This is a genomic window from Viridibacillus sp. d25.2, from assembly GCF_055456015.2.
The window spans coordinates 722,490-743,461 of the sequence record NZ_CM196652.1 but is presented as its reverse complement, the minus strand read 5'-3'; the positions used below and the strand labels follow the sequence as shown (position 1 = coordinate 743,461).

General features: G+C 35.4%; 19 protein-coding genes and 1 riboswitch. Of the genes, 5 read left to right on the top strand and 14 right to left on the bottom strand.

Going from position 1 to position 20,972, the window contains the following annotated elements; all coding sequences use genetic code 11:
* Nucleotides 1-44: 44 nt before the first annotated feature.
* The gene (locus ACZLO7_RS03660; RefSeq protein WP_464939262.1) at nucleotides 45-794 is read right to left on the bottom strand and encodes a polyphosphate kinase 2 family protein; all 750 of its coding nucleotides are present in this window, start codon (nucleotides 792-794) and stop codon (nucleotides 45-47) included.
* A gap of 242 nt (nucleotides 795-1,036) precedes the next feature.
* Between ACZLO7_RS03660 and ACZLO7_RS03655 the strand changes: the two genes are divergently transcribed.
* Nucleotides 1,037-1,765, top strand: a complete 729-nt coding sequence (locus ACZLO7_RS03655) for a TspO-related membrane protein (RefSeq protein ID WP_464939197.1) — start codon at nucleotides 1,037-1,039, stop codon at nucleotides 1,763-1,765.
* A gap of 58 nt (nucleotides 1,766-1,823) precedes the next feature.
* Here the strand turns inward: ACZLO7_RS03655 and map are convergent, their stop codons facing one another.
* Both map and thiT read right to left on the bottom strand, forming a co-directional pair.
* Nucleotides 1,824-2,576, bottom strand: a complete 753-nt coding sequence (gene map, locus ACZLO7_RS03650) for a type I methionyl aminopeptidase (protein WP_464939198.1) — start codon at nucleotides 2,574-2,576, stop codon at nucleotides 1,824-1,826.
* A gap of 207 nt (nucleotides 2,577-2,783) precedes the next feature.
* Nucleotides 2,784-3,344 carry an energy-coupled thiamine transporter ThiT gene (thiT, locus tag ACZLO7_RS03645; RefSeq protein ID WP_464939199.1) on the bottom strand — a complete coding sequence of 187 codons (561 nt, stop codon included), beginning with the start codon at nucleotides 3,342-3,344 and terminating at the stop codon, nucleotides 2,784-2,786.
* A gap of 135 nt (nucleotides 3,345-3,479) precedes the next feature.
* Nucleotides 3,480-3,585, bottom strand: a riboswitch (TPP riboswitch).
* Nucleotides 3,586-3,730: 145 nt separating this feature from the next.
* On the opposite strand from thiT, the gene ACZLO7_RS03640 reads away from it, so the two are divergent.
* From ACZLO7_RS03640 to yxzF, 3 genes are read left to right on the top strand one after another with little or no spacing between them, the layout of a single operon-like run.
* Nucleotides 3,731-4,801: a M20 family metallopeptidase gene (locus ACZLO7_RS03640; RefSeq protein ID WP_464939200.1), complete on the top strand. Its 1,071-nt coding sequence runs from the start codon at nucleotides 3,731-3,733 to the stop codon at nucleotides 4,799-4,801.
* 48 nt (nucleotides 4,802-4,849) lie between these two features.
* Complete coding sequence (locus tag ACZLO7_RS03635; RefSeq protein WP_464939201.1) at nucleotides 4,850-5,185, top strand: magnetosome magnetite crystal formation protein family; 336 nt, start codon at nucleotides 4,850-4,852, stop codon at nucleotides 5,183-5,185.
* A 58-nt stretch (nucleotides 5,186-5,243) separates the two neighbouring features.
* Nucleotides 5,244-5,372 (top strand): small protein YxzF, encoded by a 129-nt coding sequence (yxzF, locus tag ACZLO7_RS03630; protein WP_464939202.1) that lies wholly within the window; start codon nucleotides 5,244-5,246, stop codon nucleotides 5,370-5,372.
* 314 nt (nucleotides 5,373-5,686) lie between these two features.
* On the opposite strand, the gene ACZLO7_RS03625 is transcribed toward yxzF, so the two are convergent.
* The 11 genes from ACZLO7_RS03625 to ACZLO7_RS03575 form a co-directional block, all read right to left on the bottom strand.
* Complete coding sequence (locus ACZLO7_RS03625) at nucleotides 5,687-6,916, bottom strand: aminopeptidase (RefSeq protein ID WP_464939203.1); 1,230 nt, start codon at nucleotides 6,914-6,916, stop codon at nucleotides 5,687-5,689.
* Between the two features lie 2 nt (nucleotides 6,917-6,918).
* A complete protein-coding gene (locus ACZLO7_RS03620; RefSeq protein ID WP_464939204.1) occupies nucleotides 6,919-8,064 on the bottom strand; it encodes a DEAD/DEAH box helicase in 1,146 nt (381 codons plus the stop codon).
* A gap of 100 nt (nucleotides 8,065-8,164) precedes the next feature.
* Nucleotides 8,165-8,866: a cysteate racemase gene (gene cuyB, locus ACZLO7_RS03615; RefSeq protein ID WP_464939205.1), complete on the bottom strand. Its 702-nt coding sequence runs from the start codon at nucleotides 8,864-8,866 to the stop codon at nucleotides 8,165-8,167.
* Nucleotides 8,867-8,869: 3 nt separating this feature from the next.
* Nucleotides 8,870-10,090 carry a carboxylate--amine ligase gene (locus ACZLO7_RS03610; protein ID WP_464939206.1) on the bottom strand — a complete coding sequence of 407 codons (1,221 nt, stop codon included), beginning with the start codon at nucleotides 10,088-10,090 and terminating at the stop codon, nucleotides 8,870-8,872.
* A gap of 131 nt (nucleotides 10,091-10,221) precedes the next feature.
* A complete protein-coding gene (locus tag ACZLO7_RS03605; protein ID WP_464939207.1) occupies nucleotides 10,222-11,217 on the bottom strand; it encodes a C39 family peptidase in 996 nt (331 codons plus the stop codon).
* A gap of 32 nt (nucleotides 11,218-11,249) precedes the next feature.
* Nucleotides 11,250-13,070 (bottom strand): asparagine synthase (glutamine-hydrolyzing), encoded by a 1,821-nt coding sequence (gene asnB / locus ACZLO7_RS03600; protein ID WP_464939208.1) that lies wholly within the window; start codon nucleotides 13,068-13,070, stop codon nucleotides 11,250-11,252.
* A gap of 216 nt (nucleotides 13,071-13,286) precedes the next feature.
* Complete coding sequence (locus ACZLO7_RS03595) at nucleotides 13,287-13,442, bottom strand: Fur-regulated basic protein FbpA (RefSeq protein ID WP_464939209.1); 156 nt, start codon at nucleotides 13,440-13,442, stop codon at nucleotides 13,287-13,289.
* Between the two features lie 54 nt (nucleotides 13,443-13,496).
* Nucleotides 13,497-14,093 carry a VanZ family protein gene (locus ACZLO7_RS03590; protein ID WP_464939210.1) on the bottom strand — a complete coding sequence of 199 codons (597 nt, stop codon included), beginning with the start codon at nucleotides 14,091-14,093 and terminating at the stop codon, nucleotides 13,497-13,499.
* 555 nt (nucleotides 14,094-14,648) lie between these two features.
* A complete protein-coding gene (locus ACZLO7_RS03585; protein ID WP_464939211.1) occupies nucleotides 14,649-16,394 on the bottom strand; it encodes a methyl-accepting chemotaxis protein in 1,746 nt (581 codons plus the stop codon).
* Between the two features lie 586 nt (nucleotides 16,395-16,980).
* On the bottom strand, nucleotides 16,981-18,207 hold the full coding sequence (locus ACZLO7_RS03580) for a peptidase (protein ID WP_464939212.1): 1,227 nt from the start codon (nucleotides 18,205-18,207) through the stop codon (nucleotides 16,981-16,983).
* Between the two features lie 646 nt (nucleotides 18,208-18,853).
* Nucleotides 18,854-20,116 (bottom strand): alpha/beta hydrolase, encoded by a 1,263-nt coding sequence (locus ACZLO7_RS03575; RefSeq protein WP_464939213.1) that lies wholly within the window; start codon nucleotides 20,114-20,116, stop codon nucleotides 18,854-18,856.
* 252 nt (nucleotides 20,117-20,368) lie between these two features.
* On the opposite strand from ACZLO7_RS03575, the gene ACZLO7_RS03570 reads away from it, so the two are divergent.
* Nucleotides 20,369-20,932 (top strand): hypothetical protein, encoded by a 564-nt coding sequence (locus ACZLO7_RS03570; protein WP_464939214.1) that lies wholly within the window; start codon nucleotides 20,369-20,371, stop codon nucleotides 20,930-20,932.
* Nucleotides 20,933-20,972: the final 40 nt, after the last annotated feature.

Below are 20,972 nucleotides of genomic sequence, written 5' to 3'. Positions count from 1 at the left end.
AAATAGATTACATATTTAGTATAATGCTTCTAGACACGAAATAGTTATACTTCTTCGCTAATAGTTTCTAATGGATCAGTAATTTGTAAACCTCTAAGTTCACATTCCTTTGTAACATGCGCGATTACCTCTTTTAGAACTTGAATGCGTGCATATTTTTTATCATCACCTGATATTAAAATCCATGGTGCTTGTGGTTTATCAGTCTTCTCAAACATATCATTTGCTGCCTCAACATAAATTGGCCATTTGTCACGATTTCGCCAATCTTCATCCGTTAGCTTCCATTTTTTATAAGGATCTTCTTGTCGTTCTTTAAATCGATTTAATTGTTCTTCATTTGACACTTGAATCCAGAATTTTGCTACGATATAGTTATCATCTGTAAGTAGTTTTTCAAATTGGTTAATTTCTTCGTAGGCTCGTTGCCATTCTTCTTTTTTAGCAAAGCCTTCAATACGTTCTACTAGTACACGTCCGTACCATGTACGATCAAAAATACCAATTTGGCCTTTGTAAGGCAGGCGCGTCCAAAAGCGATGTAGATAGTTATATTTCAGCTCGAAGGGTTGCGGTGCAGCAATTGGATGAACGATATATCCACGAGGATCCAGTCGTTGTGTTAGACGTTTAATGGCGCCACCTTTACCAGCTGCGTCCATTCCTTCAAATGCTAATACGAGCCCAATATCATGATTGAACAAGAACTGTTGAATATTTAACAATTCAAATTGTAGTTTTTTTAGTTCCTTTTTGTAGGAAGGCTTATCGTTTAGATGTTTGTCTAACTTCATATCTTCAATGCGTTTACTCACTTTAAACACTCCTTTTACTTTTATACTAGTATTTTACAGCAAATTGTTCTGAAATGATATTTGTTGTTCTAACTAATCAAATGTATACTTTATACATACGCACTATAATTGGTAGTGATTATTTGTATATTTACGCAATTACTAACAAGATATTTTTCTACTTCAGACTGCAAAGAAATTTAGGATTTTATACTAATCTCAACATGAAGGAGGAGATTTTATTGGGGAGATTACTAATTATTACTATTGCTTATATTGCAATGGTAACAGTAAACTTAGCTGCTAATATTCTTCCACTAAACGGTCAAACTACTGGCGACATCTCCGACAGTTATACGGTTCTTTTCACTCCAGCACGATATGTTTTTAGTATTTGGGGCTTTATATACATAATTTTAGCTTACTGGATTTACAAACATTGGTACAATTACCAGAGAGAGAACACGATTTCTATTCAGCAAACGCTGTTATTTACAGCCAGTTCATTACTTAATATTTTGTGGATTTTCCTGTGGCATTATAACTACTTCCAAATTACAGTTATCGTAATCCTATTATTATTAGCTTGTTTAGCACTTCTATATTTCTCATATAGTAATGATGAACAATCATGGTCAAAACGCATACCTTTCTCTATTTACTTTGCTTGGATTTGCGTAGCAACAATAACAAATATCGCTTTCGTACTAACGTCTAATCATTGGAATGGTTTAGGATTAAGCGATCCTTTATGGGCTGTTATTATGCTCACTCTAGGTACCGCTATTGCACTTCATATGCGTTTCCACCATTTCGATATTTACTTTCCTATCGTCTTCATTTGGGCTTATATAGGGGTCGCGATAAAAAATGGATTTGAGGAATTACTCGTAACGACTGCTGCACTTTTTTTAAGTGGTGTTTTATTGGCGGGAATATTATTTATTAAAAAACAAAAGCCTTCTAAATAACTGTATAAAACAAAAAGGCCTTCCTTGACGAAAATTCAAGGGAGGCCTTTTCATTATTTTAATCTAATTTAGTTGTAATAATCGGTTCACCATCTGTTACGATGATTGTATGTTCATATTGTGCAACTAGTGATTTATCAGGCGTTATAAATGTCCAACCATCACCTGACTCAACGATATGTTCTGCTTTTTGTGAGATGAACGGTTCAACAGCTAAAACCATTCCTTCTTTTAAAATTGTACGATCCCATGCATCAAAATAGTTCAATACATGTTGTGGATCTTCATGAAGTGAACGCCCAATGCCATGCCCAGTTAAGTTCATAATAACCGCTAAACCATTTGCTTTGGCTTCACGTTCTACAGCTTTACCGATCTGATTTAAACGGGCACCTGTTTTTACTTTCGTCATCGCACGATCAAATGCACTTTCTGCAACTTGACAAAGTTTATCGATTTCTGGATAGGATCCACCACCTACAACAAATGACACACCTGTATCTGCAAAGTAACCGTCAACATGACCTGATACATCGATATTAATAAGGTCTCCCTCTTTTAATGTAAGGTTCCCTGGAATGCCGTGTGCAACTTGTTCGTTCACACTTATACATGTATATCCGGGAAAATCATATTCACTTTTAGGTCCTGAAACGGCTCCATTTTCTTCAAACAAACGGCCACCAATTTCATCTAATTCTTTTGTTGTAATTCCTGGTTTTGTTGCAGCCTTCATCGCTTCACGGATTTGGGCCATTACACGTCCAGCTTTTTTCAATGCTGCAATTTCCTCTTGAGTTATAGCTATCATTTTATACGGTCCCTTCTTCTCATATGTCTACTCTCTACTATAACACTTTTTTCGCAAAATGAAGAACATGAAATTCGAGTATCTCTCCATTTCAAATGTCTATATATTTAGAAAATTTTTGTTTAGTTCTTATATTAAATATATGAAATTGTGTTACTGAAAGTACTAAAAGAGGACTCCATCTATAAGGAATCCTCTTTTTTTGCATCAATTTTTTTGTTGTAATAAACGAGGTGCTGAAGTAAATAAAAGTACAGCTACAACTGCTGTTAGTATAGTAGCTGGTAGCATATACGTACCATTATAACTGATAGAATACCAGTAAACATTTTGGTCACCTGCATATTCACTAAAGAAGACAACTCCTGCAGTAGTGTGAGCAATGTATCTCAATAAACCACCAAGAGTTGTACCAAGCACAATATACAAAGTCATTGTTTTTTTGTTTAATTGTTTACTTGCTGCAAACACTAGATGTCTCACAACACCAGCGAGACCGACTACAGTAAATGCTATAAAGTAATCGATAAATCCTTGAACAGGTGTAAAAATTGAGGCACCCATCATCACTTGCAATAAACCAACTAAAAATCCGGTAATCAAACCACCCAATACACCCCAACGGAATGCCATTAAAACAATCGGCACCATAACAAGACTTATAGAACCACCTTGAGCCCACAGCTTAAATGACAGCTGATCCAAAATCAAACCGATTGCAGCAAAAATTGCAATCTCGATTAAAAACAATAATCTCTTCTTATTCACAATAAATATCCTCCCGTTGTTCTGATGTAGAACACACAAGACCTAAACGTATCTCATTTATAAATGAGCTCTAGATAGTAAAACTGTCGGCAACAAAAAAAACGACATCAGGACAGGTCCTGACATCGGTTATATGTCGGTTTCTATCCACATTCCTACGCAAGCATTAACTTACAGGTTCAAAGGGTTAGAACTTTGGGTTCACTCTCAGCCGACCATTTCGGCTCCCCTTGTGGTAAATACATCATTTAATTGTAGTTTTCGAACAACTCTATTGTACTCAAACAATTCTTATATTTCAATAGATTACTGAAATGTTAAAGAACTCTCTGCCAAAAACAATTATAATGAACAAAATGGAATTTAATGAAGGGAATGACAATTAGATGATTGATTTACTAAAAAAACTTATTACATACAAAAGTGATACACCTATAGGCGCCAATGAAACTTTACAATTTTGTGCTAATTGGCTTAAACAACAAGGTATAGATGTTAACCTTCATCATAATAATGGACTTGATATTTTAACAGCTGAGGTTGGGCAGGGCCAAGATTGCCTTATCTGGAACGGTCATGTGGATGTTGTACCAGCAGCAATTGAACAATTCACTCCCACTGTTGATGGTGACCTTTTATACGGGCGTGGAGCTGCTGATATGAAGGCCGGAGTCGCTGCGATGATGTTCAGCTTTGTAGAGCTATCTAAATCAGCTTATAAGCTTCCTAGACGCCTCCAACTCCATCTGGTGACAGACGAAGAAACTGGTGGTGAAAATACATCAGGATGGCTTGCTCGTAATGGGTATAATGGCCAATTTGTTATTTGCGGCGAACCGACACATCTGCAAATTGGATTACAAGCAAAAGGCATTTTACAATTCGAACTTCAATTCAAAGGTCAAGCATCACATGGTAGTCGCCCTTGGGAGGGGGTGAATGCTATTTTACAAGCCATGCAATTCCACTCAAAACTGCTAGAATCACCAATAACAAATGCTCGTAATGCATTTTATGATTCTCCATCGATTAATTTGGCTACAATACAAGCAGGTGAACGTTTTAATGTTGTCCCAGATCAGTGCAATGTACGTTACGATATCCGATACGTCCCAGGGCAATTAGCAGAAGATATTCTAAAAGATATTCAAAAAATTCTAGATGACGGAAAAATCCAAGCTGAAATCATTATTCACAGTATTGCTCCTGCAGTTACAACAAATGCTGACGATCCATTTGTTTTATCATTATTAAAAACAACTGCTGAGGTTTGTGACAAGCAAGCCATGCTATTTGGACAACACGGTTCTGCTGATACTCGATTTTATGCAGCAGATGGCGTAGCAGCAATCGAATTCGGACCAGATGGAGCAGATTGGCATGGTCCTGCTGAATATGTCAGTATTTCATCTATATACCATTTTGCAGATATAATAAAAAGACATGCGTTGAGTTGAATCTTTTTGGGCGCTGTAGCGTAAATAATAATATGAATGGAGGTGCTTGTGCTGGATAATAATAGAGTATTATCTGCATTATGTTATTTCAGTATCTTTTTTGCGGGATTTCTTTTGCCAGTGATTGTTTATTTTGTAAGTACTGATTCGGATGTAAAACACCATGCTAAACGAGCATTCATATCACACTTATTACTTATAATCCCATCAATATTTGGTTTCGTTATTTTCTTTTTCGTGTTTGGTTTTTATGGAAACAGTTCTGATAATGTGTTGAGTGCAGGGCCTATTTTAATTATCACGTTTATTATTGTAGAAATACTATTGTCTGCGGCAGTGATCATTTGGAATATCATACAAGGTGTTCGTGTACTACGCGTTTAAGATGAAGCATCTAGGGAATAAAAATAATATTAGCTTTTAAGAAATGGAGTGCTACTGAATGAAGGTAAGAAACGTAGTAAAAACTGCAATAAAATTAGCACCACTTGTTTACCCAATTATTATTAAAGTTATTGATTCTCGTAAAGCCAAATCGAAACAAATCCCAATGAAAAGATATAGACCATAGTATTAAGTACTCTTATGCGGATAAATTCATGCATAGGGGTTTTTTTATGGGTTTTTGATTGTTATGGTAAGTGAGATGATTGTTGTGGTAACTCCTTTGATTGTTGCGCTAACTTCTTTGATTGTTGCACTAACTTCTTTGATTGTTGCACTAACTGAGACGTTTGTTGCGCTAACTCACTCGTTTGTTATTTAGCAGAATATTCACGTCTTCTCTACCTCGATTTAAGGATAACTATACTCAATCTACATTCTTCTATAACAATAAAAAAACTGGTACGTCCCAAGGGAGCGTACCAGTTTTTCCTTATTTAATTAAAATGCCCAACTTCCGTTGCGGAAGATTGGTTCTACTGTACCATCTGTTAAAACACCGTCGATATTCATGTCGGCACTACCAATCATGAAATCTTCATGTGTAATAGAAGTATTAATACCATGCTCTTCTAATTGTTCGTGAGATAGAGCACTACCACCTTCGTAACATGTTGGATAGGCTTCACCAATAGCTAAGTGATTAGAAGCATTTTCATCAAATAATGTGTTGTAGTAAAGAATATTTGATGCAGAGATTGGTGATTCATGTGGTACTAATGCTACTTCACCAAGATATTTTGAACCTTCATCAGCTTTAATTAATTCTTGTAGTAAATCGTTCCCAACGCCAGCTTCTGCTTTGATGATTTTGCCATTTTCAAATGTTAGCTTGAAATCATCAATGATATTGCCTTGGAAGACAAGTGGTTTTGTATTCGATACAACTCCGTTTACTCCATACTTAGATGGCATTGTATATACTTCTTCCGTCGGCATATTAGCTACAAATGAAGTTTTCTCTGGCGTTTTACTAGCACCAGTTTGCCAAATATGTTTGTTAGGTAATTCAATTGTCAAATCAGTTCCTGATGCTGTGTAGTGAAGTTTTGCATAGCGTTTAGCATTCAGTATTTCCGCGCGTGTGTATAGATTTACTAAATGGCCTTGCCAGTTTTCAACAGCATCTCCTTCACCAATACGAACCGTTTTGAAAATTGCTTCCCATAAAGCTTCTACTTGCATATCAACTTCTACATCTGGGAAAACTTTAGCTGCCCATTGCTTTGATGGTACAGCAATAATTGCCCATGCAATTTTGTCATTCATCACAGCTTTACGGTAATTCGTTAATGCTTTACCTGCTGCTTTTTGCTGTGCAGATAGCTTGAATACAGGGACACCTGATAATAAATCTGGATCCGCGGCATCAATCCATAATAATGCACCTTTGCGTTCAATTAGCTCGTTACGTTGTTCGCTAATCCAACGAGGGTATTTTGCAAATTCATCCTCAGGAGCATTGTCAAAAAAAGCGCGGTCAATTTCTCCATCAGAGAAATTGACTGTAACGCGGCCTGCTCCTGCTGCATATGCTTCTTTTACAACTAAGCGTGTGAACTCAATTGTATCCGTAGTCGTGTTAATTAGAAGTGTTTGACCTTTTTGAATATTGACGCCTACTTTTACAGTAAGCTCAGCATATTGTGCTAATTTCTCCTGGAATGTCATACTTATTTGCCCCTTTTCACAGTAGGTTTGGTTGTTCCTTCGATTAATTTACCAGCTGTCCACGTTTTTCCAACGGGTTTTGATGGTAGCTCACGAGTCCATTTACGATACGTATGCTCTTCATGGTGTGCAAGTAATGTTAATACTTCACCATCTGCTCCTGCACGTCCTGTACGGCCTGAACGATGTAAGTATTGCTCCATTGTATGCGGTACGTCCACATGTATTACATGTGTTAGGCCTTCAATGTCTAATCCACGTGCAGCTACATCTGTCGCGATTAAAATACGTGCTTCCCCTTTACGGAATGAATCAAGTGCTTTTTTACGCTCTTCTTTTTTCATTTCTGAGTGTAAAACAACAATTGGTGCAGCACGGTATGAAAGCTTTGTTTCTTTCATTAATAATTGGTCTAAATTATTTACGAATGCTAAACCACGTAAACCACTTACATTTGAAAGTTTGCGTAACATCTCTGTTTTATTTCTTTCTTCAATTTTCATAAATGAGTGAGTTACTAATCCTTGGTTTGGCATTTCATCTAAGCTAACTTTGAAGCGTACAGGCTCATTCATCATACGTGCAGCAACTAGCTCGATTTCTTCAGTAATCGTTGCAGAAACAACGGCTACTTGACGGCCATGGCTTGCTCCGTCGATAAATGATTTTACTAATACGCGATAGTCACGACTAAGAAGTTGATCCCCTTCATCAAGGATAATTTTCGTTAGTTCATGAAGCTTTAGTTTTTTCGCTTTCACTAATTCATTTAAACGTCCTGGTGTACCGACAACGATTGTTGGTTTTTTCTTTAGTTTATCAATTTGACGTTGTGGATTTGCACCACCTATTAACGGAACAACTGTAATGTTCGTTCCTGCAACCCACGTACGGATAACTTCAACAATTTGCATACATAACTCTTGTGATGGAGCGATAATTAGTGCTTGTGTCGCTTTTTTAGAACCATCAACTGTTTGTAAAATTGGTAATAGATATGCAAGTGTTTTACCCGTTCCTGTTGGAGATTCCGCTACTACGTCCTTGCCCTCAAGTAATGCAGGAATCATTTCATCTTGGATTGGCATCGTATGTTCGAAAGTCCATTTTTTTTGTAAATCTTCGTTTAATAAAGTTAAAAAAGACATTGCTGTTCCACCTTCTCTCATTCACATATTCATAATGTGAAATATAGTTTTTATATAAAAACCTGCCCTTTAATTAAGATGAAGGACAGGTTTTTCCGCTCTAATCTAGTAATTCATATCCACAACTAACAATAGCACAATCAGCAAGTACAAGTAACGAATCAATATAAGAATCGTCAAGAGCTAGCTCACGGTTTACAATCGAAAGCTCAGTACATCCTAAAACTATACGATCGCAACCTTCTGCTTTTATCGCTTCTTCGATTACATTCCATTCATCGCTTGTAACAGCCTTACCTGCTTTTACGCTATCATAAATGATAGACATGACTTGCTTTTGCAGTTGTTCATTTGGAATAACTGGTTCTAAACCAACCTCTTCTAATGCTTGTTGATAAACGCCTGAGGTAAGCGTACCAATCGTTGCTAATACTCCAACGCGTTTAGCACCGAGTTGTTTCGCTTTAATTGCTGTTTCTCGAATCATATGCAGTACTGGTACTGGAGAGTTTTCTTGTAGCTCATCATAAAATGTATGTGCTGTGTTACAAGGGATTGCAATTAGCTCTGCTCCAGCAGTTGCTAGCTTATGCGTATCCTCAACCATTAAGGGTACTGGACTTGGTTCAGATGGATTCAGAATATGAGCCGTTCTGTCAGGAATACGAGTATCATTATCTATAATAAAATGCACATGTTCCTGATCTTTGATAGCTTTCGTTCTGCGAACAATCATTTCTCCTACAAGCATTGTCGCAAGTGGTCCTACTCCGCCAATAATACCTAACGTTTTTTTATTCATGACTTAAGACAAACCTTTGTTATTAAAATATTTTTTGTATTTGCGGTAATAATTCAAATTGTTTAGCGTTAATTTAAACCAACGTTTAATGTTAAAATCTTTTTTATAAAATAACGAATTCGTCATTTTACCGGCTCTGATTAAACGTTTTGCTTCTGCTTTTAGTTCCTCATTTTGAGCGTATTTGAATAGAACTCCTTTAGGGATGATCATCCATAAATGCTTTTCTTTCGCATACGTTAAACCTAAATCTTTGCCTAACATACGGTCATCTGCTACGTACTTCATCAAGTTATGCCCACTTGCTGTTACGTAGTAGCTACTACGACCGTTACGTAAATTGATTTCGAATAATTTATATTCGCCATCACGAGAATCGTACTTCATATCGAAGTTAGCAAAGCCTGTGTAACCGATATCTTCTAGGAAAACACGTACTCGGTCCATGATTTCTTTATCATATGTGTTAATGATTGCTGCATAACTACCAATACCTTCTGGTGAATGTTCTTCAAGGATTGGATTACCAAGAGACATCAATTTCACTTTACCATCTTGTCCAACATAGGCGTTCAATACACGCATATACGAATCGTCACCAGGGATGAATTCTTGGATAATTAGATGGTCTTTATATGATGAGCTATAAATAGCTTTTAAAATTGCTGTTTTCTCTGCTTCATCATGCGCCACGAATACTTTTTTCTTACCTGGGAAGCTACATGCCCAGTATTCAACCGAGTTAGAGGCTTTAATAATAATAGGGTATTTAAATTTTACGTCAAAGCTTTCATATGTTTCGTACGTGCATGTATCAGTTTTTGGATAGCTGAAATTATATTTCTCACACATTTTGTAGAAGTTTTCTTTCAACAAAATTTGGTCCATTAATGATTCATCAATATACGGCACTGTGAAGTATTTGATTAACTCAGGTTTGTTTTTAATAATTAGCTTTGCATAATCATCGCCACAAGCTAATAGCAATAATTTTTTATGAGAATATTTCTTTGCCACTTTCACCAATTCATCTACAAAATTTTCCTGTTTGTTTATATTGGGTACTTGTACAAAGTGAAGAATACTACTATTTTGTGTTGCTGTTAAATGTGAACGACCGATAACGATTGGTTTAATACCGTATGCTTCATAAAATGAACGAGCCATTCCATATGCATTCATATCGGATCCGATTAATATTGGTAAAAATGGTTGTTCTGCCATTGTATATCATCTCACTTATAATCTATTGTTTTGCCATTAGTGTACCATATTTCGCAAATTCTTTTCGAATCTTCATATACGACTTATGTACCCTTATCAAAAAATCACAGAGGACAATCCCCCTGTGATGATTACTTCCGAATTGCAACAGCTTGTGATCCGAGTTTCTTGTAGCTTTTGAAGAAGCTAGTTTCATCGTGAGAAACATAGCCATGTAACGGATCCATCACAATTACTTTATCATCTATATGCCCAATTAGGACTACAGCATGAAGATTACGATACATATCCAGCTTGTTATTTGTTCCCTTAATCCACCAGCCCTCTTTGAAAGTAGGCTTGGATAAATCAAGTGTAACCCAAACTACAACAGGTATTCCCTCTTGTACGAGCGAAATTATTTCCTTTGAACTTTGACCGCTTACATTTTCTACTTGCAATGATACGTCTTTATCTTTGGCTATTTTCTTAGCTGCCTTTTCAATAACTGGTGCAAAGACATATGTACCTGTATGTTTGTTAAATGGGTCACCCGCATATGCTTTCGCTGGATCGGGACCTATTCGTTTATTACCTTTTTTAACAATCTCTTGTTTTGGTAAGTAGTTTTTAGCCATATCTGTTTTTGATAGATTTAGCCCATAATAATTAAGTGCTGCTGTTAAAGCTGTAATTTCACAGCCATGGGGTAGTTCAGGATTTTGCATTATAATCGGCACATCTAATTGCTGTGCCTCACGCTCAAAATATGTCTCCAAAACTACATAGCCCATATCTTTTTCAATTGTTACAACTTTACCGACGCTTTTTGTTTCTTCACTTTCATCTGTATAAATCGATGAAGTGACAAACAAATATTGATGCCCTTCTTGTAAGTCAGAAACGATAGCTTCACCTTCTATGTCCCCAGTTGCTGTCGTTACATCCTCATCCGTCTCCATATCTCGGACGGTCACTTTCATATCTGGTACCGGTGTGCGGCTACCGAATTCAACAATGAGTACTTTTATGCCCTCATTTTGCTGCTTTTCTTTTGCTGGGGAAATGCTACTGCAACCGCTCACCGCTACCAGCATTACAAAGCAAAAGAGGAGCAGCCTCATTGGCATTTTACCTCTCTTATCCAATGCTGATGATCCCTTCTACTTGTCACTTGTTTTTAGCTAAAATATTTTTTGTACCAAACTAAGAACATATAAATTGTCCAGATTTTACGTTGATTTTTCGCTTTGCCTTCATAGTGGTCTGTTAATAATTTTACGATTGCTTGTTGGTCAAAGAATTGTGCTGCTTCTGGAGATTCAAATGATTCTTTAATCTTGTTGAAGTATTTCTCTTCTTGTATCCATAAACGAATTGGTACTGGGAAACCGATTTTTTTACGGTTAGCCCATGCTTCTGGCAATGCACGTTTAGAAGCTACTCGGAATGCATACTTCGTATCTTTATCATTAATACGGTAGCGAGCCGGTACTTTCGAAGCAACTTTCATTACTTCTTTATCAAGGAATGGTACGCGCAATTCAATTGAGTGCGCCATACTCATTTTATCCGCTTTTAATAAAATATCGTCGACTAACCATAAGTTTAAGTCTAAGATTTGTTTTTTCGTTAAATCGTCTTCACCAGCAGCTTTTTTATAAATAGGCATAACGATATCTTTGACTGTCGGTGCATCGTTATATTTAGCTGTTAAAATATCAGTTGCCTCTTGCTCTTCGAAAATATGAGCTTGTCCAATAAACGTTTCTTCTACTGGTAAGCCACCTTTCATCAAGAAGTGTTTACCTCTTACTTCTGGAAGCTTTTTGGCTATTCCTGATACTGGACGACGGATGAAGCCCGGTACTTTTTTATATTTTTTCATAGATGCTGATTCATCGTACTCTTCATAACCACCGAATAATTCATCGGCACCTTCACCAGATAACACAACTGTTACATGTTTACGTGCAAGTTCTGCCAAGAAGTAAAGTGGTACAATAGATGGGTTTGAATGAGGTTCATCCATGATATATTGAATATCCTCAATTTTGTTAAAGCATTCATCTGGATCAAGCACTTCATTGATATTTTCAATACCAAGCTCTTTAGAAAGTTCTTTTGCATTGTCAATCTCAGAGAAGTTTTGAGCGCTAAAGCCAACTGAGAATGTTTTATCTGGTTTTAACACAGAAGCTACATAACTTGAGTCAACACCACTAGATAGGAATGAACCCACTTTAACATCCGAGATTTTATGAGCTTTAATCGAATCACGTACAACACTATCGATTTCTTCAACGATTTCATCAAGTGGACGCTCTTCAGGGTTGAATTTTGGTTCCCAGTAGCGAGTAGTAGTCACTTTACCGTTTTCGTACGTCATATAGTGAGCAGCTGGCAATTTGAATACACCTTTAAAGAATGTTTCATTTAACACTGGGAATTGGAATGTTAAATAAGGTTTCAACGCTTTTTCATTTAATACTTTATCGAAATGTGGATGTGGTAAGAATGTTTTAATTTCTGAACCGAACATTAAAGTACCGTTCATATGACCATAATAGAAAGGTTTAATACCGAACATATCGCGCGCGGCAAATAATCGTTTTTTGTTGCGATCCCAAATAACGAATGCGAACATACCACGTAGTTTTGTTACTAATTTAGTACCGTATTCTTCATAACCATGAATTAAAACTTCACTATCTGTTTCAGTTTTAAATGTATGACCTTTTTCTACTAAATCTTTACGGATATCTTGATAGTTATAAATTTCACCATTAAAGATCAATACTAACGATTGGTCTTCATTATATAAAGGCTGGCTACCATTTTCTAAGTCAATGATACTTAAACGACGGAAACCAAGTGCAGCCTCGCCATCTGTATAAGTACCTGCAGAGTCTGGTCCACGGTGAATAATTTGGTTCATCATATTCTCTAACACTACGTCAGGGTTTGAAACCTCACCTATAAATCCTGTAAATCCACACATATATTTAAACTCTCCTATCTCGTTACATTCAGTCTTATATTTTTACATACTTTAGTTTGCTTAATAAATTAAAAATCACATAGTAATTATACGCTATTTTCTCAATTTCTCCAATGTTTGTCCCTAATGACAAAGTCATTTTATCGCCTAACATTCGTGATTATTGTACTATTTCCTCACAAAATTGAAAAAAGACTGCCACAAAGTAGCAATCTTTTATTGACAATGCTTTTGATATTCTTCCACAAGCTCCTCAATAGATACTTGATAAAGCTGTTTATCATTTACTTTAAAAACACCTAAAGCCATTAAATCATCTATGATATGCATCTTTTTACTATCTTCCAATAATTGTTCTCTTTGTTCAATCATTTAAAAAACCCCTTACATAAATTGCTTTATTACCCATACCCGAAAGTTCGTAAATCAAACAATTTGTTTACATTTTGACCCGATAAGTGGCATCCACTTTTTAATCCCTTTGTATACAAGATAGCCTAATACCGCGCCCAATGTATTTAACCAAAGATCATCTACATCAGTACTACGCATTTGTGGTAGTTGCATTGTTTCGATAAAGAAAGATAAGCTCAATGCTGTGATAAAAACATATGGGAACATCTCCATCTTGCGCCATAACAAGGGTAGTAAAAATCCAATTGGCATGAAGATGGCTATATTACCTAGAAAGTTAATGAAAAATGGTTGCCATAAATCTAAATAATGAATGGCGTTATACACGTCAGTAAACACTTGGAACAACTTTAAATTCACACCTAAAATTATATCCTCTTGAAAACGCATTTGAAAATTCTGTAGACTCATGCCATTTCTAGGTGCGATTGTTTCATAGAACAGACCAATTACATACACAGAAAAGAATAATAATCCTATTTCATGCCACCTATTGGTCGGTGGATTCCCTTTTCTTTTGCGAGACTTAAATCGTAAATAAACAACAAAAGGAATCGCTATAATCATAACAGGGATCATTTCAAGTAGGTAATACAGTATATCTGACAACCTTTTCACTCATTTCATACTTTCTATTTAACAGGACAAATTATAAAGGATTAGGTTGCAAGGAAATATTAAAATTCGATTACAATCTTATATCACAATAACTTAATATAAAATTTGCTCATTACAAGACAGGGGAATCACCATATACAAATACCATATTTAAACAATCGTGATTAGCCTAACTATAGCATATAATCCATTCTTTTTGTGAACAAAAACGTTAAATTTAAGAGACTTTAATTTCTCTACTAATTCAGTACTGACAGGGATATGTAAGATTCCATTTTAGAAAAAATCGAACATTCTATCTATGGAATTGTCTATTTTTTTAACGCTATTTTTCTGCCTACTATTCAATTAATTAAGTCCATTCACACCATAATAATTTTAATAATTTGCTTTTCCCAAACTAATCCCTTGAATATAATGTCCAATTAGTTTTACTAAAAGAAAAGCATTCCAATAGATTACTTCTTACTAACAAGTTGCTAGAAAGTAAAAAAGCCGATTAAATTAACTCTTCATTAGAGATTAACTTAATCAGCCCTCATATTGTTAATGAATATATTGCTTTTTACTGTTCACTATTATTTGTTTTAGCGTTGTTAGTTTACCAATGACTATTTGTGAAAGTTCAGTCAGTTCTATTAAGTATTCTTCAGCAAGTGCTTGGTTACCATTGTTATATGCATGTACTGCTTTTTTGGCAACTTCATGTACTAGCGCATGAGGCTTTTCCAACTCTTTATAAGCAGGTTCTGTACCTAACAATTCTTTCCCTTTGCCGTGATACCATACGCCAAGACGAGAATCATTGTGTGATGAAATATCATTTTCACTCATTTGTTCAAAGCCGAGCATTAAATTATAAATTCTCCAACGCCATAGTAAATGGTCTGTAATAGTTAATTCAATTATGTCTTCTTGACTAATAATAAAGTTTTTTGAAATGGTTTCTGTACGATATCGATTAATCATTTTGCTTAACTCGTATATTTCCTGACCAGTTTTATAAGAAATATCTTTACTACGGCTTGAATTTTCGGCAATGTTCTTATTACGAATTGTAATATCATTTGCAGCGGATGCCTGTTGATGTGTAGTACTTGCAATTTCCTTAAAATGCATCCCCTGTTGTTGTAATGCAACGTTTAAATCTGCTAAAGCCGTAGAGATATTCGCTGTATCATTTACACCACGGTGCAGATCCTCTGCTGACTTCTTCGTAAGTGTATCAATATTATTCGTGATTTCTAAGAGCTTCTGAATATCATTATGAATCGATAGAACAGACGATTTAGTATTGTCTGCTAGTTTACGAACCTCTTCTGCAACAACAGCAAAACCTTTGCCGGATTCTCCAGCACGAGCAGCTTCAATTGACGCATTTAACGCTAATAAATTTGTTTGTTCTGCAATCCCTTTAATGAATTCCATTAATTGAGAGACACTTTTCACACGATCAACTAGCTCAGTAACATTATCCTGCACCTGATGCTGCCCTTCGTCTGTCGTTTTCAATAATTGCGTTACATTTTGTAAGGCATCAATACCATTATGTAATTCTTCCAATGAAGATTGAGTATGCATTGAAACTTCTCCTACGGATGCTGCAATTTCATCAACACTCGCATCTAATTGCTCCATAGAAGCGTTCGCCGACAAAACGTCTAACTCCTGTCTTTCTTGGAATTGAATTAAGTTTTTAATCTGATCTAATTGCACATTATATTTAATAATTTCACCCAACCCATTTACAATGGATCCAGCTTGTATTTCTATATAAGTTTCAACAATAAGCTGTTGATCAATCGTAACAATACTATCGTAAGCAAGTAACACATCTAGCATTTTCTTACGGTCTTTTGGGAATGCCTCAACAATTAGAGGAATAATAAATTGATTGATAAGTGTGTATGCTGAAATCATCCAGTTAGGTAATACACCTATTTTGGCATGGGTATAAGCAATTTTCCTTCTACGGAAAATATAATTCAAATCCAATTCATCTTGGAAAATGCTCATAAAATGCTTATGAATTAATTTTTTCAGTTTATCTACAGATGAATATTGGTCGATTACTTCTTTAAACTCATCAATTTGCATTAAACGATTGTAAAACTTGTCTAAAATCATTTCGTGGTTCTTCTCGTATATATCCTTTAACTCAGCGACAGATCCCCTACCCACTTGTGATAATCCTAAAAAGTTCAGTTTTTCCTGAAAACGTTCATTGGAAATAATATCTGAACCAGGTGTAGATGAAAAATATTGATAATGACCTTTCGTTTTACCAAACATATATATCCCCTTTGTACTTAATGTTTTCACAATCTACAGCGACATTTCGATTAATAAAATCTTATTCACATTTATAATGCATTTTCTACTATTCCCACGAATTAAACGAGTAGTATATTAATACTACTCATTTCTAATTCCATGGTCTATACCGCTCATGATTAACATATAGCAAAAAGTACCAAATAATCAATGGTTCATTAAAATGTTCACAAATTATTCTTTTCTCAAGATAATTAGGTCACTATTTTCATAAAAAAATCGAGCCACTTAGAGAGGCTCGATTTAATATGTAAATACACTATCGTATTCATGTTAGATATCTACTTGCCTATCGATTCCACTTCCACTTAGTCGTTATCGACATTCTTTTTTCAAAAAAAATAACCGTCCCCTCCACAAAAGGTTTGACGGTTATCTCTGACCTCGGACCAACCACTTTTTCTGTGGTTACTAGTCAATAAACTGAACGTTCGCAGCGTTCGGTCTTTTTATGTTATGCTTTTCTATCCCTATTATACAATTCTGTCAATTAATTTTCAAGAAATGGGTTGTATTGCCTTATTTATATAATAGTAATGTTCTATTATTTAGGAGACAATACTTTGTTATCAAAAGTTACAATCACAATCTCAGCATTTGTGATTCCTGGTAACGATTTCGTCATTAATGGTGAATGGTATGCAGAAATTTTCATACCTGGCTTTAATTCCGTTTCCCCACCCAACATCGGGATTACTTTTGTATCTTTCAAGATGTTCAGAATTACATCGTTGTCTGTGGATTGATCAGATCCAACATTGACATACACTTGCCCTTTCGTCGTCCTATTCGATTCAACAATTGTACCCTCAACTTTATTGTATTCTATTTCTTTCACAACAATTTTATCGGCATGTGTTTGAGCTGGGTAGATCATTGTCATTATTTCACCGTAATAGGCATCCACACGAACATCAGCCTTCAACGCTTCTAACGTTAGTACGTTACCTGATTGGTTGACAATTTGGGTATTCTCATCCACCGATAGCATTACATGATTTACTCCGCCCTTTTTCATCGGATCCCCGATTACGGTGAACTTGTTATTTGCTACATTCGTAATAATGCCGTTTGTTCCTACAGCTTCCTTTTGAACCTCTTCTTCAGTTGCCAAGTTAACCACGACATAGTCAGTTGTTGATTGAGCCGGAATACTCATCGTAACAGCTGGACCATAGAATGCTTTGACAGTCATGCCTGGTTGGATGGCACTTACTTTGATTGCTTTTCCATTCTGGTCTAAAATCTGAGCTTTATCAGCGAAATGTAAAACAATCGTATCTTTGTTCGAAGTATAGATATCTGTCCCCTCAACGACAATCCCACTTTTTTTCACTTCAGATACTGTGCCGTTAATTCCTGTAAAGTTCTGATCTTGAATGACAAGCTTTAGTGCTTTTCCACGCGCTGGAAGGCTCTTCGTAATTTTAGGATCATAAAATGCCTTAACAGTTTTCTTTTCATCGATAATCTTTTTTAATGATACTTTTTTGCCTTTGGAATCAGTGATTTTTGTACTTTTGGTAATTGATAGAATTATTTCACTTTGATCAGTCGTAGCAAGCCCATGACCTTTTACTGTAATAAATTTACCAGTCTTATCATGTACGAAATTTGTTATTTGACCTATTGTACCTGGAGCAGCTTTTACTTTATTCTGGGCAATCCCTTGACCATATTGAATTGGCTTGGCTAGAATGCTTTGTGCACTTGTTGATGCCGGGAGCGTAGCCATCAATAATATAGATGCTGTTACTAACACTTTTTTCATTTTATATCCCTCCATTTAAAGAAGTAGAATTTTAACTCAGTAACCTTTTATACCTATTTTGAATGATTTATTTGCTCGTTCGTATAAAACATAGATAAATTCTAATTTATTTACATCATTTAGTTTCACTTGTCATTCATTTTATATATCTTAAGAAATCATCTGTCACATTAGAATTGTAAATTCGCTGCACCTATACACCTAAATTATACCATCGCATATATATTTAAGGGAAATATTAGAACACAAATTCCTTATCTGGTAAAATAAAGATAACTAGTTATGCAGGTCGGGCGGTTGGTCACTTCCAATGAATTGGAGGTGATACTATTGACTACTTACGAAATAATGAGTCTATTAATTCAACTCTCTGTTGGATGGATAGCTTTCATTTCCGTTTTGTTGTCGATACTCTTTTTTCTTTTAAAAAAGAAATAACCGTCCCCTCCACATAAGGTTTGACGGTTATTTCTGACCTCGGACCAACCGCTTTTTCTGCGGTCACTAGTCATTAGACTGAACGTTCGCAGCGTTCAGTCTTTTTATATTATGTTTTACTATCTTAATAATACAAATGTATTGTTAAAATCCCCACAAATGCAATTACTTCTGCAAAGTCTTACATCATACCATTGCCGCTAAATATCTATTCCTTTATAAATCCTTTAATTGTCTCAACTAATACTGTAGATAGTGGAAGTGTAGGATCTGAATAAGTAGCCATATTCCCTTTTATGTCCTCTGGTGCATCTTTTAGAACATGATTCATCTTATCCACAATCACTATTTTAGCCTTTTCTTTATGCGCCTTTAATATTCTCGCATCATTTACTGACACTTGAATATCATGAGCTCCTTGTAGGATTAAAACAGGTGCTGTTACTTTTTGAATGCTCTTCGCTGGGTCATATTTAAACCATGACATAAGGTATGGCTGAACAGAAGGTCTAAATAATGATTGTAATTCTGATGATATCGTTGACACAGGTTTTCCTTCTTTTAATGATGCTAAGATTTCGATGGTTTCTTTTTTTAAATCCGATGTTAATTTACCCTCTAATTGTTCTAACAGTATTACATCAGCTGGCCGTCCTGCACCTGCTAGCGAAGTAAATGAAGCAATGTCACTATCCTGTGCTGCTAACATGCCTATTAAAGAACCCTCACTATGCCCAATAATATGAATGCTTTTAAATTTTTTTTCTGATCTTGCGTATTTAATAACCTGGCTAACATCTTCTACAAATTGTTCTATTGATACATCTTCTTCTTTTGTAGCTAATGATGTATTATCGCCAATTCCCCTTTTATCATAACGAATAGATGCAATCCCCTGTTTAGCTAGGTCTTCAGCTAGCATTTTCAAACTATTATTTTTACCAGCACCAATAGTATTTCCATCTTTATCAGTTGGACCAGAACCTGCTATTATAATTGCCAACGGATATATACCTTCCTTTTCAGGGCGTTGCAAGGCAACTTTTAGATTACCATCATTGACTGGGATTGTAATAGGTGTATAACTTACCTTCTCTTCTTTGTATCGGGATAATTCAAAAGGTATTGCATTACCATTTTGCTTAAACGTACCTTTTATTAATTTATCTTGTAACTTACCTTCTATTACGATATTCGAGCCTTGTAAATTGATTGTAACCAAAACTTTATCGCCATCATATGAAACTTCTTTAAATGGATAGTCCTTTAACCCTTGTGCAGGCACAGATAATGTACCACTTTTCTCTTTGAGAGATAAAATAATTTCTAATGGTGCTTGCGGAATTTCAATATTTCCTCGCCATTGTCCTAACATGTCATCATTCACACCCGTCTTAGCCGCTGGATTTTCTTGCTTGGAACAAGCTACTAAAAAAACTAACAAACAAAGCCACATTACAAATTTCTTCATTAATTAACCCCTTTTCTACCAATTAATCAAGAGATAAACTAAAACCCATTTAATTGTTCTATTATAAGTATTACAGATTAAAGGTGGAATTCCAAATATTTTATGGTAATATTATGTAAAATTTAATTATCCCGGCGTAATTTGAGTTATACATTGCAATACCTTATCAAAATGAATAAAACAAACATATCGTAACTTCACAAAAGAGCAACTACGTTTACATTATTATTAATTATGAAAAGGGGTTTTTTAGTGAAAATGAAATGGATTCCTATTGTATTAGGGGCAGTATTACTAGCAAGTTGTGGAAATGATACAGAAGCTTTAGAAAAGAAAGTCGATGCACTACAAAAAGAAAATCAAACGCTTAAACAACAACTTGAAACACTTGAAAAAGAAATGGCATCTGTACCTGCAAATCCTAACTTAGAAAATTCTTCAAAACCTTTGGAAAATGAAAGCGACCTTTCAAAGTTAGATTCTGCTGTTACAAAATTAATTACTTCATATGAGGATGCAATCAATACCAAAGATGTAGATGCTTTGCAAAAACTATTTACAGATGACGTTTCTTTCGAAAAAAATGACAACCAAATTGAATTACATAAAGATGGTCAAAATCCTATACCAATCGTTTCAACAAGAAATTCAAACGTTCCAAATCGCTTTCAAATCGAATGGTTTAATTATGACGGCAAGGGAAAATACTGGATCCGTACGTTGCGAATCGCTGAAAACGAAGATTCTGGTGCTGAAACATATTTCACAGTTGTCAAAACAAGCAAGGGATATAAAATATCTGCTGTTGAAAGTTAACCCATAATTCAAATTAAGAAGGATGTTTATACTTTCGGGG

Coding starts and splice junctions, on each gene's coding strand:
- ACZLO7_RS03660 (WP_464939262.1), bottom strand. CDS start 794: ATGAAGTTAGACAAACATCTAAACGATAAGCCTTCCTACAAAAAGGAA.
- map (WP_464939198.1), bottom strand. CDS start 2,576: ATGATAGCTATAACTCAAGAGGAAATTGCAGCATTGAAAAAAGCTGGA.
- ACZLO7_RS03640 (WP_464939200.1), top strand. CDS start 3,731: ATGATTGATTTACTAAAAAAACTTATTACATACAAAAGTGATACACCT.
- yxzF (WP_464939202.1), top strand. CDS start 5,244: ATGAAGGTAAGAAACGTAGTAAAAACTGCAATAAAATTAGCACCACTT.
- ACZLO7_RS03625 (WP_464939203.1), bottom strand. CDS start 6,916: ATGACATTCCAGGAGAAATTAGCACAATATGCTGAGCTTACTGTAAAA.
- ACZLO7_RS03620 (WP_464939204.1), bottom strand. CDS start 8,064: ATGTCTTTTTTAACTTTATTAAACGAAGATTTACAAAAAAAATGGACT.
- cuyB (WP_464939205.1), bottom strand. CDS start 8,866: ATGAATAAAAAAACGTTAGGTATTATTGGCGGAGTAGGACCACTTGCG.
- ACZLO7_RS03610 (WP_464939206.1), bottom strand. CDS start 10,090: ATGGCAGAACAACCATTTTTACCAATATTAATCGGATCCGATATGAAT.
- asnB (WP_464939208.1), bottom strand. CDS start 13,070: ATGTGTGGATTTACAGGATTTATAGGTGAGGTTTCAAACCCTGACGTA.
- ACZLO7_RS03595 (WP_464939209.1), bottom strand. CDS start 13,442: ATGATTGAACAAAGAGAACAATTATTGGAAGATAGTAAAAAGATGCAT.
- ACZLO7_RS03585 (WP_464939211.1), bottom strand. CDS start 16,394: ATGTTTGGTAAAACGAAAGGTCATTATCAATATTTTTCATCTACACCT.
- ACZLO7_RS03580 (WP_464939212.1), bottom strand. CDS start 18,207: ATGAAAAAAGTGTTAGTAACAGCATCTATATTATTGATGGCTACGCTC.
- ACZLO7_RS03575 (WP_464939213.1), bottom strand. CDS start 20,116: ATGAAGAAATTTGTAATGTGGCTTTGTTTGTTAGTTTTTTTAGTAGCT.